The 14,686-nt window shown below is 73.0% G+C and carries 11 protein-coding genes and 1 pseudogene; 5 read left to right on the top strand and 7 right to left on the bottom strand.

Annotated features, from left to right (window positions below; genetic code table 11):
* Positions 1 to 39: 39 nt before the first annotated feature.
* Together M6G65_RS17665 and M6G65_RS17660 are read right to left on the bottom strand one after the other, a co-directional pair.
* On the bottom strand, positions 40 to 423 hold the full coding sequence (locus M6G65_RS17665) for a response regulator (protein WP_250102642.1): 384 nt from the start codon (positions 421 to 423) through the stop codon (positions 40 to 42).
* Positions 420 to 3,002: a PAS domain S-box protein gene (locus M6G65_RS17660; protein ID WP_250102641.1), complete on the bottom strand. Its 2,583-nt coding sequence runs from the start codon at positions 3,000 to 3,002 to the stop codon at positions 420 to 422. Before M6G65_RS17660 ends, M6G65_RS17665 begins: the two co-directional genes overlap by 4 nt.
* A gap of 593 nt (positions 3,003 to 3,595) precedes the next feature.
* On the opposite strand from M6G65_RS17660, the gene M6G65_RS33505 reads away from it, so the two are divergent.
* Positions 3,596 to 4,030, top strand: coding sequence for an HAD-IC family P-type ATPase (locus tag M6G65_RS33505; protein WP_043074868.1), 435 nt, complete (start codon positions 3,596 to 3,598; stop codon positions 4,028 to 4,030).
* Between the two features lie 260 nt (positions 4,031 to 4,290).
* Here M6G65_RS33505 and M6G65_RS17650 read toward each other — a convergent pair whose 3' ends face one another.
* Positions 4,291 to 4,524 (bottom strand): YnfA family protein, encoded by a 234-nt coding sequence (locus tag M6G65_RS17650; RefSeq protein ID WP_052516965.1) that lies wholly within the window; start codon positions 4,522 to 4,524, stop codon positions 4,291 to 4,293.
* Between the two features lie 197 nt (positions 4,525 to 4,721).
* Positions 4,722 to 5,669 carry a WYL domain-containing transcriptional regulator gene (locus tag M6G65_RS17645; protein WP_071000268.1) on the bottom strand — a complete coding sequence of 316 codons (948 nt, stop codon included), beginning with the start codon at positions 5,667 to 5,669 and terminating at the stop codon, positions 4,722 to 4,724.
* Positions 5,670 to 5,761: 92 nt separating this feature from the next.
* Here M6G65_RS17645 and M6G65_RS17640 point away from each other — a divergent pair, with 92 nt between their 5' ends.
* From M6G65_RS17640 to M6G65_RS34025, 4 genes and pseudogenes are all read left to right on the top strand, one after another.
* Positions 5,762 to 6,196, top strand: coding sequence for a hypothetical protein (locus M6G65_RS17640; protein WP_127992122.1), 435 nt, complete (start codon positions 5,762 to 5,764; stop codon positions 6,194 to 6,196).
* Between the two features lie 2 nt (positions 6,197 to 6,198).
* A complete protein-coding gene (locus M6G65_RS17635) occupies positions 6,199 to 6,582 on the top strand; it encodes a hypothetical protein (RefSeq protein WP_250102640.1) in 384 nt (127 codons plus the stop codon).
* A gap of 183 nt (positions 6,583 to 6,765) precedes the next feature.
* Entirely contained in the window at positions 6,766 to 7,914 is a 1,149-nt protein-coding gene (locus M6G65_RS17630; protein ID WP_250102639.1) for a ThiF family adenylyltransferase, read from the top strand.
* Positions 7,911 to 8,231: pseudogene (locus tag M6G65_RS34025) on the top strand (M67 family metallopeptidase); the annotation flags it as partial. The gene M6G65_RS17630 and the pseudogene M6G65_RS34025, both read left to right, overlap by 4 nt.
* A gap of 10 nt (positions 8,232 to 8,241) precedes the next feature.
* On the opposite strand, the gene M6G65_RS17625 reads toward M6G65_RS34025, so the two are convergent.
* Genes M6G65_RS17625 through M6G65_RS33765 form a run of 3 tightly spaced genes read right to left on the bottom strand, consistent with a single transcriptional unit; the run spans position 8,242 to position 14,362 of the window.
* On the bottom strand, positions 8,242 to 11,952 hold the full coding sequence (locus M6G65_RS17625) for a UvrD-helicase domain-containing protein (RefSeq protein WP_250102638.1): 3,711 nt from the start codon (positions 11,950 to 11,952) through the stop codon (positions 8,242 to 8,244).
* A complete protein-coding gene (locus M6G65_RS33770; RefSeq protein WP_347710452.1) occupies positions 11,952 to 13,442 on the bottom strand; it encodes a PD-(D/E)XK nuclease family protein in 1,491 nt (496 codons plus the stop codon). Before M6G65_RS33770 ends, M6G65_RS17625 begins: the two co-directional genes overlap by 1 nt.
* Complete coding sequence (locus M6G65_RS33765) at positions 13,409 to 14,362, bottom strand: hypothetical protein (protein WP_347710451.1); 954 nt, start codon at positions 14,360 to 14,362, stop codon at positions 13,409 to 13,411. The genes M6G65_RS33770 and M6G65_RS33765 overlap by 34 nt, the downstream gene beginning before the upstream one ends.
* Positions 14,363 to 14,686 lie beyond the last annotated feature (324 nt).

Raw genomic sequence — 14,686 nt, 5'->3', positions numbered from 1 at the left:
CGGGTGAAGCGACGCCCCGGGAGGGCGCAGCTTTCGCGCTCAGGCGGCGAAGCCACGGATGGCGGAGATGACCTTGTTCTCCCGAAAGGGCTTGTCGCAGAACACGCCCCGCGCCGGGATGGCGTCGAGGTCCGGTGCCAGGGCGCCCGTCAGGACCAGCTCGATGGGCGGCCACCGGTCGCGGATCATCGCCACCAGCTTCAGCCCCGTGGTCGAGCCGCGAACGTCGAGGTCCGCGAACACGACCCGGATGTCCGTCCGCCCCTCCAGGGTGCGGACCGCCGCCTCGGCGGTGCGGACAACGACGGCCTCGCATCCCGCCTCCTCGGCGAAGTCCCTCATGATCCCCGCCAGGATCGGCTCGTCCTGGAGCACCAGCACGACCGGCTTCGGGTTCGCTCCGTCCGGCTGTCTCGCTGTCATAGACGCTGCACCTCGACCAGCGGCGCACGCATCGCCGCCACGAGCCCCTCGGTATGATAGGTCACGTCGACCTCGCCCGTTCCCACCAGGCCGGTCCGGATCAGGCGCGATCCGAAGCCGCGCCGCGTCGGGGCCACCACGGGAGGGCCGCCGTGCTCGCGCCACCGCAGCACCAACCCCGGCTCTCCCGCATCGCCGTCGATCCACCACCGCACCTTGACCTCGCCCTCCTCGCCGGACAAGCTGCCGTACTTGGCCGCGTTGGTCGCCAGTTCATGGAGGAGCAGCGACGCCGACAGCGCGGCACTGGGGCCGAGCGCCACGTCGGGGCCATCGAGCGTGAAGCGGCGCGCCTCGGCCGCGGTGCCCAGAACCTCCCGGCAGACGCTTCGCAGGTCGGCGGCCGTCCAGTCCTTGCGCAGCAACAGGTCGTGGGCCGAGGCCAGCGCCTGGATGCGCTTCTCGAAAGCCTCGACCGGTCCGCGCTCCGACACGGAGCGCAGCGTCTGGTGCGCGATGCTCACGACCATCGCCATCGTGTTCTTGAGGCGGTGGGAGAGTTCGTGGTTCAGCAGGTCCTGCCGCTCTTCCGCGCGCCGCCGCTCGACGGCCTGGCGGGTCAGCTCTGCGATCTGGCGGATGAACGCGACCTCCGGTTCCCCCCAGGAGCGCGGACGGTCGTCGTTCACGTACAGCACCGCCACCGTCCGGCCCTTCTCGGCGATGGGCACGTTGACCAGCGTTCGCGCGGAGACCGCCTCCAAGGTCGCGGCGGAAGCGGCGGTTCGCGGGTCCTCGCGCACGTCGCCGATGACGACCGTCCGCCCCTGCCGGAGGTCCTCGGCGTAGAGGCCGTAATCGTCCATGCGGTAGCGGCCGGCGAGCGTCGGGAAGTCGGGAGCGGTCCAGTCCTCCTCGACCACGAAGCCCTCGCCGTCGGGGCCGACGGTGCCGTAGCCCACCCGACCGACTCCGAGCACACGCCCGAGGATGGCGGAGGCCGCCATCGCGATCGCGTCGGTGCCGATGGCGCTCCGCAGCCGCTCCCCGAACTCCAGGAGGCCGCTGCGCCGGGCATCGGCCTGCACTCGCTCCGTCACCTCCATGAAGATCACGCCGAAGCGCCCGCTCCCGAGCGGGAAGGCCCGGCCCTCGTACCACCGCGCCAGGGTGCCGACCTGCCGGACGAACGTTACGGGCTCCCCGGTCTCGACCACGTCGGCGAACTCGTCGACCCAGGCGTCCTCCACGCCGGGGATCACCTCGCGGACCGTGCGGCCGACGACGTCGGCCGGGGCGATGCCGACGAGACGGCCCCAGGCGGAGTTGACGTCGACATAGCGCCAATCCGTGATGCGCCCGGTCGTGTCGCGCACGACCTCACCGACGACGAAGCCTTCGCTCAGGCGCTCGAACAGGCCGCGCCAATGGGCCTCGCTCGTCGCGAGGCGCTCCTCGAACGACCGCCGCTCGGTGATGTCGCGCGACACGGACAGGATCCGCTCCGGCCGCCCGTCGGGGCCGAAGATCGGCGTCACCTGGACGTCCCACCACTTGGCGTTACCGAGGAAGGTGTCCGCGCGCCCCTGGAAGTGACCGATCCGCCCGTCCCGGGCCGCTGCCAGCGCCGCGAGCGCATCGGCGTTCCCCCGGCCCTGCCAGAAGCTCGGCCATGGGCAGCCCTTGATGTGATTGAAGTCGCTGACCTCCATCACCTTCCGGCCGCCCTCGCTCATGAAGGTCAGGCCGCCGTCGAGGTCGAGCACCTTGATGCAGTCGGCGGACGACGCCAGGACGCTGCGCATGAACTCGGCGTCGGCCTGTTCCTTCGTGGCGGCGTTGCGCTCCTGCGTGCGGTCGCTGAACGCCTTGACGAAACCCTGGTGCGTCCCGTCGAGCCCCCGCAGCGAGGTCATGTCGCCGACCGCGTAGAACCGGCCGCCGTCCTTGCGCAGATGCCAGCGCATGTCCTCGGCATGCCCCTCGTCGAGGACGAGAGCCATCTCTTCCCGGGCTCGACCCGTCGCCCTATCCTCGGGCGTGAAGATCCGCTCGATGGTCTGCCCGCGCATCTCTTCGGCATTCCAGCCCAGGATGCGTTCCGCCCCGACGTTCCAGTCGGTCACCTTGCCCGCGGCATCCGTGACGACGATGGCCATCTCGCTCGCACTGTCGAAGATCGCGCGCTGGCGCGCCTCGCTCTCGGCGAGACGGCGCCGGTTGCGGTGCGCCTCGGTGACGTCGATCTGGCTGCCGAAGCGGTAGCGCAGGCGGCCCTCGCCGTCGAAGACGGGTCCGATGAACAGGGCGTTGACGAAGGGCGTGCCGTCCCGGCGATGGTTGGTGATCTCGATGGTGAGGTCGCGGTTGTCGCGCAACGCCGCGCGGATCTCGTCGACGTGGTTGGGCTCGGTGGCCGGACCCTGGAGGAACCGGCAGTTGCGACCGACGACCTCGTCGATCCCGTAATCCGTGAGGTCGAGGAAGGCGCGGTTGGTGAAGACGATGGGGTCGTCGTCCTGGTTGGGATCCGTGAGGATCATCGGCAGGCCGGTCTTGTCGACGGCGGAGAACAGCACGTCGGCATCAGATACAGGAGAGTGGTCACGCCGGCTGAACGCTTCTGCGCCGTGAGCGGTCCGCTCGCCTCGCTCCGCCCGAAGGCGCAGGACCTCTGCCTCAAGTTCCTCGCGCGAGAGGCCATGCAGATCGTTGTTCATTTAAAACTACGCCCGCCCCCCGGCGAATAATGTCGTCCTTTGAGCGCGCTGATAGCGAAGGGCCATCGCAACGTCACTGCGGCGTTCGGTTCAGCGCTTTACGATGGCTCTCTGATCCACGTCGGAGTTGCCATGTGGCCCGCGGATGGCTGCTTTTGGGATGCTCCGGTGGACACCCGCACCACCGTGTTGGGTCGATAGAGGTTGGTCCGCTTGTCCGGCGTGGCCTCTCCGAAGCAGACCGACGGCTTTTGGCGAGACTACGCCATAGCGGATCGCCGGGCGCGCGAAACCTGTCGTTCGGCTTTGCGGCGAGTGCCGGAAGTCAGATGAAGCCGGCAGCCTCCCGGAAGCAGATGGAGTGGATGGCTCCCGCTCCGACTGACGGCATGTCGGTGCCAAGATGTGGTTGCTACCGAATCCGCAGCCACGCAGGTGCAGGAGCCATCCCCATGGAGATCACCACTGTCGGCATCCATCTGGCCAAGAGCATCTTTCAGGTTCATGCCGTCGATGCAGCTGACAGCGTCGCGGCCGCGTGCGCAGGCGCCATCATGCTGACCGGCGATAATGCCCGCACGGCCCAGGCCGTCGCCAGCGCGCTCGGCATCGGGGCCCGGGCCGAGCTCCTGCCGGAGGACGAGCTGCGCATCGTGCGCGAGCTCCAGGGCGCGGGCGCCGTCGTGGCGAAGGTCGGCGATGACATCAACGACGCCCCGGCGCTGGCGGCCGCCGATGTCGGGATCGCATGGGTGGCGGCACGGACGTCGCGTAGGAGACCACCGATGCCGCGATCCTGCACGGACGGGCCGCGGACGTGGCCCGCATGGTCGCGCTCGCCCGTTAGACGCTCGGCAACATCCGGGCGGATATCGCCATCGGCCTGAAGCTGGTTTTCCTGGTGACGACCATCGTCGGCATAACCGGCCTGTTGCCGGCGATCCTGGCCGACACCGGGGCGACCGTTCCGGTGACGGGCAACGCTCTGCAGCTTCTGCGCGCACGAATCTGACCGGCGGCCCACCCGGAGCTGCCATCCATGGCCCCCATGCGACCAGGGCGCCTCGCTGACCAGGCGCCGGCATCATCGGCGGGGACTGTCCATGGTCGCGCCAGCCGCGGCGCTGTGGGCCGGCAGCCCGGCGGCCTACGAACCGCGCGGAGCGAACAGGTTGAGGGTACCGCCGGGCAGGCACACCAAGCCGCGGGTTACGTCACACCGGTCTCGGCGATGGCCCTCGAAGACGCGGAGCCGGAAGATGGCCGCAACGATGCAGAAGCCGCCGTAGGCCGCGTCGGCGCGGCCGGCGGCCTCGCCTTCCACAGGCGTGAGCAAGTAGGCCAGCAGCGCCAGCGAGATCAGCCGGGCGCGAGCCACCATGGCGCTTTGTCGAGCCGAAGCCTACGCCCCGCTCGATATCACGAACCCTCGGAAGGGCTTGAAGTCAAAAATCTTGCGTGAGGAAACTCTTGGCATAGTGGCGCGGAACTCTGCGCGCGAAAGCATATTCCGGGGCCGGGGGCGTTGGCAGGATCCACGGAATCGACGCGTCCCAGTGCATGATGCATTCGGAAGGTTCATGCCGGGCTTGAATCCCACGGGTCCGCGGCATGGCTCAAACCGTCTGCGGGACCGCCGCCGCCGGACGGGATGACCCGCCTGCGGGTCTCCTCCTTCGCCGCGGCGACCCGCAGGCCGACCTCGGCGAGGTTTTCCAGGCGCAACTGGACCCGCTCCGGCGGCAGGTCGATCAGGTCCAGGTTGTGGCGCTTGATGAAGTAGAAGGCCATCGACAGACGCACCTCCACCTCCCTGGCGCCGTCGACCATCCCGTAGTCGCGCTCGATCGCCCGGCGCTGGTCGTCCGTCAGCCCGGGATGCGGCAGCACCCTCAAGGTGATCGTCGTGTGCCACTCGACGTCGTCGGCGGGCTCGTAGCTGGCGGCCTCCGCCCCCCCGAACTCGTCGATCCGGCTCAGGACGAAGTCCCGGAAATCCTTGTGGTCGCAAGCCCAGGCGCGCACGTGCCACCGCGCACCGTCGAAGGCGAGCGCGTGCGGCGCGATGACCCGCCAACGCGAGTTCGTCAGCGACTGGTAGCGGATCCGCAGGGCGCTGCGCGACCGCATCGCGCCGAGGATCAGCCGGAGGCACTCCGGATCCACGTGCCTCGCGACGTCCGGCGCCATGTCGATCGCCGGCAAGGTCTTGAACCACACGACGTCCCGGGGGAGGGCCCCGGACATCAGCGCCCGGAGCTGCAGCAGGAGCCTGTCCGCCGACGGCACGAGGAACCGGGGCCGGATCGCGGCGCCGGGCACGAACGACTTCGCCGTGGAGTCGTACTCGACGTTGCCCTCCGCCAGGCCGCGGTAATTCTTGAGGTCGACCGAGGCCTGCGGCGTCGAGATGTCGAAGGCCGCCTCCAGGTCGCTGCGGTTGAGCTGCCCTTCCCAGAACAGCTTCCATTCCATGAACTCGTATCGGACGTTCCTCGCCCAGACGCGCCGCTCCGGCTCGGCCATGTCTACCCCTCCGCTCACTTGACGGGTATAGCAACAATACCCATCTATGGACTAGACGGGTCGCCGATTCTCGCGCGGCGACCGACGGAAGGATGCCGGCGACCGGCGCGAGGCGGCGTCATCCGGACATAGGTGACACAGGCGGCGAGGCGAAAGGAGCGGCGATGCAGGACGGAAACAAGCAGGATCGGATCCAGCACGATGCGGCGGACATCGTCGAGGCGGCGACCGACATCGAGCGGCAGCGCGCGATCGAGTTGGACGCCCGTTCGGAGACGGCGCGGATCGACGCCGAGATGGCCGAGCTCGCGCGCCGTCGCGTCATCCAGGAGGACGCCGCCACGAAGGCGCACGCGGCGATCGCCGCCGACGAGCGGCGGATCGCCGAGGACGACCGCGACATTCGCGATGCCCTGAACGGCGGCGATTGCCCGCCCGCCCATGGCGGTCAGCCCGTGCCGCCGGCCGCTCCCCCCGCGCCCGGCCCCGGGAACCCGCCGGTGGTCCCCCCGCGTCGCGTCGGATGAGCGTGCCGGCTCCCATGGCCCGGTCGGGCGGCCCCGTCGGCGGCGACACGCCGTGCGGGGCGGCCTGGCCGGACCGTTTCACCTGGGAGCTCGCCCGGCTGCGCGAGCGGGGGCGCGTGACCGGCGCCGGCCGCGAGACCGCGCCGCCCGGATTCCTGGTCGTCCGATACGAGTGGGACCATCGGGGCCGCACGCTTCCGCTGGCGATCATCTACCCGCCCGGCTTTCCCCTGACGCGACCCGAGATCCGGATGCTGCGGGTCGAGGATCGCCCGCGCAACCACTGCAACCCGGTGAACGGCAACCTCTGTTTCCTGGCGCACGACCGGCATGCCGGCAGCCGGAGACGTCGGTCGCATCCTACATCGAGGATCGGCTGCCGATGATCCTGGACGGCACCCCCGACGGCGAGCCGGTGGCCGAGCCCATGGAGGATTGGTGGGCGGCGCTCGCCGTGCCGGGCTCGGCCTTCGTGATCGAGTCGGGATGGGAATTGGGCACCCATACCTGCGGCACGTTGGCCTTGCGGGTCGGGGTGGTGCCCGGCCGCCCCCGCGCTGCGAGCGTTCGTGGAAGGGGTCCTGGACGGCGGCGGCGGCGAGATCGCCCGGAACGCCGGTCCGCTTCCCCTGGAGTTCTCCGCAGCGCGTTCGATCCGTGTCCCGTGGCGACTGCTCGACGAGGAACCCCAGCCGGACGAATACGAACGCGTGTTCGGCGCCGTGTCGCCCGGCACCGGCACGACAGGGCTGATCCCGCTCGCCGACAGTCTGCGCGCCCGCATCGCGGCCGTGGCGTGCAGGACCGAGATCACGCACGGCGAGCGCGGCCTGTCCTGGATCCTCCTGGTCCGCACGGGCAGCCGGCGGGCGTTCGAGCACGGCCGCGCGGACCAGATCCATTCCGGCACGGCCCGGACGTTGCGGGCGGGGTTGGACGACCGCCGCTCACGCTCCCCGTCCGCAGGCGTCATCGCGGGGAAGCGGATCGCGATCGTCGGCCTCGGCGCCGTCGGCGCCCCGGTCGCCCTCGACCTAGCGCGCAACGGGGCGCGTTCGATCGCGATGGCCGACTTGGACATCGTCACGCCGGGCAATGCCGTGCGCTGGCCGCTCGGCGAGTCGGCATGGGGACGCTTCAAGGTCGACGCCCTCGCCGACTTCATCGCGGCCAACCATGCGGCCACGCGGACGGCGGTCGCCCGAATGCCGATCGGCAACCTCGACTTCCGGACGGCCGAGGGGGAGGGGGGCGAGTTCGTCGCCGCCCTCAACCAGGCCGATCTCGTCGCCGACTGCAGCACCTCGTTCGAGGTCGAGCGGCTCCTCGCCCGACATGCCGGGAGCATGGGTGCGCCGCTGATTTCCGCCTACGGCACGGCGGCGTTCACCGGCGGCGTCGTGGCATGTTTCGCGCCCGGGGGTGGCTGCCCGAACTGCCTGCTCCACCAATACGGGTCCGGCGCCATCGCGCGGCCGTCCGGCGAGCGGGGGGACGCGCACGCGGTTCGGTTGCCCGGTTGCGCCGACGCGACCTTCTCCGGAGCCTCGCACGACCTGGGCGAGCTGTCGATGCACGCGGTGCGCGTCGCGGTCCGAACCCTCCGCGCGGCGCCGGCGACGTCGTTCGTCGAGACATTGAACTTCGTCGGCGAGGACCGGAGGCCCGCCTGGCGCTTCGATCCATTCGAACGCCATCCGGCCTGCGCCTGCGGTTGACCCGTCTCGCCATCCCCCGACGCCTTCTCGAACTTTGCGTCGCGGCGGCCGACGCGGCCCTGCCGCACGAGGAGGGCGGGATCCTGCTCGGATCGCGGGACGGCCGCGGCGACCGGTTCGTACGCCACGTCATCGGGTCCGGGCCCGGCGCGCGCCGGGCCCGGACCTGGCTCGAAGTCGACCACGACTGGCAGAATCGCCGGATCCGCGATCTCGCGGACCGTGGCGGCGACGTGGCGTTCCTGGCGGACTGGCATTCCCATCCGGACGCCACGGACGCCGCGTTGAGCCGGTTGGACGTCGCGACCCTGGCGAAGCTGGCTGGCTTCACCCCCTTGGGTTGTCCCGACCCGGCCATGATGATCCTGTTCCGCGGGGCGGACGGTTGGCGCGCCGGAGCCTGGAGGCTGGCACCCGGCGCCCGGCGGCCAAGGGCGTCGCCCCCGTCGGGGTCGAGGTCGTCGACGAGGTGACGCCGTAGCGGGCCATGGCGATCCGGGTCCTCCGCGCCGGCCGGGGTCGCGGTGAGGGACGCCGTGTCCGCCTTGGCCGCCCGGATCTTCGGCCGGCCGCGCAGGCCGGGCCGGCTCCGCTGCCGGCTCCCGACGTCAGGCGACGGGGAGGATCATGCGCCGCCGGCGAGTGACGGCGGAGCCTCGGTGCGGCACGCCTCACGTACGGCCCCGGCCAGGGCCCCGCCGGGGGAGCTACCGAAACGACCCGCCCGTCCGTGGCAAACACGATCAGGCCGATGCCGGCGCCCGTCGCGGCCATGTAGCGCCGGACTTGGCCCCGGTACCCCTCGACCGCGGACTCCGTCGGCGCGACGTCGCTCTTCCAGTCCACGACGACCTCCGGCCGCCCGGACTCGTCGTAGGCCATCGCGTCGACGATGCCGGCCGTCGCGTGGTCCTCGCCGTCGCGTTCCTCCAAGGCGTACACCGGCAGCTCCGGCACGAGGCGTGCGCGCAGGGCCGCGATGGCGGGCACGGCCAAGGCCCGGGCCGCGCAGGCCGCCACCTCGTCGGGGTCCACGTCCCGGACGGCGAGCTGCATCGCGAGCTGGGAAGCGCGGAGCGCGAGATCGCCGCCCTCGTCGGTCTCGCCGGTCAGCAGCTCCTCGATGAGCTTGTGCAGGATCAGCCCGCGATCGCGGCTCCCGCGGACGGCCGCCGCGAGGCCGGGCGGCGCGACGGGCGCCTCGATGTCGGGCGCCTCGATGTCGAGGGCCCCGCCGGGCGCGGCCTCGTCGCCCTCGTGGCGGCTCGGCACGACCCATCTCAACCGGCGGTGGCCTGCCACCCGCGCGGCCTCCTCCGCGAAACTCTCGCGCGTCTGGGCGTTGCGACCCGCGGGACCGGTCCTCGCGCCCGGGACCGGAAGCCGGTCCATGTCGATGGCGGCCAGCCGGTCCAGCCCCAGGCCGACGACCGAGGCCCAGGCGTCGTCGTGGGCCGGGTCGGGGAACCGCGGGATCACCAGGGTCTCGCGCGCGCGGGTCGCGGCCACGTACCAGAGCCGCACGCGCTCGTTCCCGACCTCGCGGTCCTCGGCGGCCAGGACGGCGTCGTAGCCGGCCGGCCGCACCCCGAAGACCGGGCAGTAGAGGCAGTTCGAGGCGCGGTCGACCAAGGCGCCGCTCGCCGGGATCGTGAGCGTCGAGGTGTTGATCGGGATGACCACGGGCCATTCGAGGCCCTTCGACGCGTGCATGGTGAACAGGGAGACGGCCTCGGCCTGGGCGTCCGGACGCCCCTCGACCGCGCGGGTCCGGCCGTCCCAGGCGGCCTGCATCGCGCGGGCGAACGCGCGCAGTCCGCGCACGGCGTACGGGCGGGACATCTCAAGGTACAGGTCGACGTTGGCCAGGGCGCGCTCGGCGTGGCCGTCGTGACGCCGGCCCAGGACCGGCCTCAGCATGACGGCGTCGACCGCCCGGCTGAGGATGTCGTACGGCGTGGTCCCCAGCGCCTGCCGCGCCAACGCCTGGAGGCGTTCGAGGACGGGGCGCGCGACCGGGTGCGCGACGGCGGCCACGTCGATCCCGAGGCGCAGGGGCGGCACGGCGTCCGGCCGGTCCGGGTCGCGCGGCAGGCCGTGGACCAGGTCCAGCAGTTCCTCGTCGGTCAGGCCTACGGTCGGCCCGCGCAGGAACGCGCCGAGCGCCAGGGTGTCGCGCGGGTCGGCGAGGACGCGGGTCAGGGCGATGAGGTCCTGGACCTCCTGGCGACGGAAGAAGCCCTTGCCGGCCTGCGTCGACACGGGGACGCCCCGGGCCTCCAGCGCCTCCTCGTAGCGCCACAGGTCGCTCCCGCTCGGCGCCAGCAGGGCGATGTCGCCGGGCCGGAGGGGCCGCGTGCCGTGGGTCTTGCACGTGACCAGCTGCGTCCCGATCAGGCGGGCGCAGAGTTCGGCGACCGCCTCCGCCTCGGCGTCCCGCAGGGCGCCCGCCTTGCGCTTGGTCCCGTCCGCCGGGCCGGGCACGTCGAGGGCGGCGACGCAGGGGCCGCGGTCGTGGTCCTCGTGGAACGCCGCGAGGGGGCGAACCCGGGCTGGCCGGGTCCGGCCAGGATGTCCTGGAAGCACCGGTCGGACGAACGCGAGGATCGACCGGCAGGACCGGAAGTTCGTGGAGATCGGCACGACGTCGTCGGGCGAGCGGGCCAGGATCCGCTCGCGGGCGCGGACGTAGGTCGAGACGTCGGCGCCGCGGAAGCGGTAGATCGCCTGCTTCGGGTCGCCGACGAGGAACAGGGCGCCGGGCCGCAGCACGCGCGCCGTCCAGTCGTCGGCGGGCGCCCCCTCCGGCCGTTCCCCGCACAGCAGCCAGAACAGCATCGCCTGCTGCGGGTCGGTGTCCTGGAACTCGTCCACCAGCACGTGCCGGTGCCGCCGCCCCAGCGCCTGCCGGACCGGCTCGTGGTCCCGGAGCAGGCGCACCGCGGCCTCGGCGAGGTCGTCGAAGTCGAGCAGGCCGCCGGCCCGCTTGCGCTCCCGGTAGCGGTCGAGGACCGTCCGGACCCGGGGCACGAGCACGGCCAGGAGCTCGCTCGCCGCGGACGCCCGCATGCCGTCCCACGCGGCGCAGCAATCCCCGTGCAGCGTCTTGGCCGCGGCATGGAGCCTGTCCGCCTCGACCTTCGGGAGCCCGGCGCTCCGGACCGCGGCCTGCCACTTGCCCTTCCCGCCCTTGTAGGCCGCGAACGCGCCCTTCGACGTGCAGAGCGCCGGGTCGGGCTTCGCCGTCAGGACGCCCAGGAGCTCCGCGTCCCCGACCGGGCCGTGCGCCGGCGTCCGGGACGCCATCGCGCCGAAGGCCGCGGCGGCGGCCGCGGTCTCGGCCTCGGCGGGCGACGCCGCGACGAAGGCGGCGTAGGCCGCGACGCTTTCGGCGAAGCCTTCGGCGAGGCGGGACGACGGCACCGGGGGCGGCGGGCCCACGGCGCGGCCCGCGCGCAGGCAGCCGGCGACGCGCTCTACCGCCTTCTCGGCGGCGACGGGATCCGCGAGGAACATCTCCGCCACGAGGCATCGGCCGCCCGCGAGCGTCTCGCGCAGCCAGCCGTCCAGGATGTCGCGGAACAGGCCGTCGGCCTCGGCGTCGTCGGCGACGCGCGCCCCGGGGTCCATGTCGGCCTCGACCGGGTACGGCTTCACGAGCCGCTGGCAGAACCCGTGGATGGTCGTGCACACCAGTTCGTCGATCCGGCCCTGCGCGGCGGCCGGGCTCCCCTCCTGCTCCCGCGTCAGGCCATGCGGCAGGACGCAGCGCAACTCCTCGGGGACCTCCCCGGCGAGGAGGCGGTGGACGACGTCGCCGATCCGCTCCAGCAGCTCGCTCGCGGCGAGCTCCGTGAACGTCACCGCCGCGATCTCGCGCGGCGGGACGCCGGACGCCAGCATCATGGCGATCCGGCCGGAGAGGACCGCCGTCTTCCCGGAGCCGGCGCCGGCCTCGGCGAGCATGGAGCGGTCGTGCCGCGCGATGGCCAGGGCGCGCTGCCCCGCGTCCGCCAAGGCCCTGTCGTGCACGGTCATCAGGGCGCTTCCCACACCAGGGCGGCGTCGCCGAGCGCCGCCGTCGCCGACGCCCGCTTGCGCGGGCAGTACACCTCGCCGGCGTTGGCCGGCAGCGCGAAGGCGAGGTCGTTCCACCCGGCCTCGGTGTCGGGTCCGGGCAAGGCGTTGCCCGCCCCGAGGCTTCGCCCGGCCGCCGCGAGGTGCCGGGCCAGGTCGGCCAGCGCCGCGTCGGGGCGTTCGAGGGCGATGCAGGTCCGCTCGCGCGGGTAGTGAAGCGAGGCGTCTATGGCCACGTCGCCGCCGAGCAGGACCCGGGCGGCGTAGCCGTAGATGCAGCGCTGCAGCTCCCGGCCTCCGGCCAGCACGTCGTCGGACCCGCGGGGCTTGCCGGTCTTGTAGTCGCGGACGCGGGCCGAGGCGCGGTCCCCCGAGAGGTCGAGGCGGTCGATGTAGCCGGAGATGCGGAAGCCCGTCCCCGGGATCTCCACGGGCAGGTCCGGATCCCACGGGACGGCGCCCCCGGCCCGCTTGGGGCCCCGGCCGCCGAACGGCACCTCGACCCAGCTGGACTGCCCCTCGTAGGCGTCGTCGGGGTGCGTGAGCGCGCTCCACGACGCGACCGACACGTCGTCGAGGACCCGGCGCCAGACCACCGCGGGCGGGATCGCCCGCCCGCGCTCCCACGCGTCGGCCACGGCCCGGACCGCGCCCTCCAGTGCCGCCCGCCGCGCGGCCTCGGACGACGCGGCCCCGTCCCCCGCCTCAAGGGCGATGACCGCCAGCTCCAGCACCTCGTGCATGAGGTTGCCGAACGCGCGATCGTCCAGCGTCAGCGTCTCCTGGCTGGAATCGGCGGCCTGGAGGCCGAGGCCGTAGCGCCACACGAAACCGAGGGGGTCGCGCAGCAGCTTGCGCAGGGAGTTGGCGGAGTGCACCCGGCCCAGCACCGACAGGATGACGGGGTGGTCGGGCCGGACCAGGCCGTCGTGCGGCGTCGGGGAGTGGGAGGCCCACGACGCCCAGCAGGAAGCGGCGGACCGGGCCTGGGCCGTGGACGCGAACTCCTCCGGCCGCGCCGTGAGCCGGTCGACCTCGCCGGCGGCATGCTCGGGGACGCGGTTCCTCCCGAGGTGCGCGCCGTCGGGGTGGTCGCGCAGAAGAGGGCTGCGGCCGAGGAGCCGGCCGTCGGCGCCGCGGCGGGCCCGCGACAGCACCACGGCGTCCGCGCTCGTGGCGAGGATCGCGTCGAAGTCGCCCCGGTCGACGGCCGAGCGCGGCTGCGGATCCAGGACGTGCGAGGGGACCAGATGGTCCGACAGCAGCCGGTCCTCCGTGGCCACCTGCGGCCAGCCGCGCGAGCTCAGCCCGAGGAGCCGGACGAACCGCCGCGGGGCGCTCGCCAGGGAGGACGCCGGCACCCAGACCACCGACGTGCCGGCGTCGGCGTCGTCGTCGATGCGCTGCCGTGACAGCGTCAGGTCGACCACGGCGGGCGCCCCCTCCAGCAAGGCCTTCCGCCAGATCCGGAGCGCGAGCCCGGATAGCAGGGCCTCCCCGCCCGGGCGGCCCCCGCGGTCCCGGCGGCCAGGAGCGCCAGGATCGCGCGAAGCCCGGCGGCCAGCGCGGGACCCTCCGAGTGGCCGGTCACTCCCTCCCCGCCCAGCAGGCGCTCCCAGGCGGGGAGGTCGGAAAGCGGGGCCTCGCGGGGCAGGATCCGCGTCCATCCCTCCGGCAGGGCGGCGAACGGCCCGGGGGCGTGCCGCAGCAGCGCGGCGAGGCGGCGCAGGCCATCCTGCGTGACGCCCCTCACCAGGATGTCCGCGAGCGCCGCCGCCGCCTGCCCCTCGCGCACCGCCGTCGCAGGGACCCCGTGGACGAACCGCACGTCCAGGTTCGCCTCCGCGCGGAGCGCGAGGACGACGTCGTCGTAATCCTCCGTCCTGCAGGACGACACCGCGATCTCGGACGGCCGGGCCCGGCCGGTCGCCATCAGCCACCTCGCCCAGCGGAAGGCCTCCAGCACCTCGTGGCGTGGCGTCGCCGCGGTGCAGACCTCGACCGCGGGCGCCGAGCGGGGCCCGTCGGCGACGCGAAGGGCCGCCGCCGGCACCCATTCGGGAACCGGGCGCGGCCCCGAGGCCCAGCAAACCGCCACGTGCCGGGCCAGGGCCGCGGCGACCCCTCGCCAGCAGGGCGCGAGGTCCGCCATACCCTGGAAGGTCGTCGGCCCGAGCACGCGCCCGGCGTGGGCGGCGCGGGCCGTCGCGGCGGCGGCGAGGTCGGTGGGGCGCATCATACCTGACGGCAGCTTCCCGACGACGGCCGCCTCCAGCACGGCGAGGGACGCGACGCGGCCGGCGCCCGCGCCGTCCAGGGCGAACCCGGCAGCCCAGGCCTTCCGCAGCGTCTCCGCCGCGGCGTCGACCATGCCCGGGAGCGACTTGATCGGGTCGAGCTCGCCGATCTCGACCTCGTCCAGGGCCTCCTTGAGCGCCCCCTGAGGGACTCGTCGTCGATGGGGCGGGCGAAGCCGCCGGCGAGGCGCGCGGCCAGGGCCTCCACGGTCAGCACCTGCACGCCGTGCTCGCCCCGGCGAGCCGCCGCCAGCCGTTCGTCCGCCACGGCCAGTCGACCGTGGACCACAACCGTCCGGCGAAACCCCATCGCCAACCCCCACCTCGGATTGCGGGCATTATCGGAGCACGCGATCCTTATGGTCAAGCTTGCGCCGCCGATCGACGCGTGCGGGGGG

This window comes from Methylobacterium tardum (assembly GCF_023546765.1).
Classification (GTDB): domain Bacteria; phylum Pseudomonadota; class Alphaproteobacteria; order Rhizobiales; family Beijerinckiaceae; genus Methylobacterium; species Methylobacterium tardum.
Note: the sequence above shows the minus strand (reverse complement) of the source record. Positions and strands in the feature narration are given on the sequence as shown.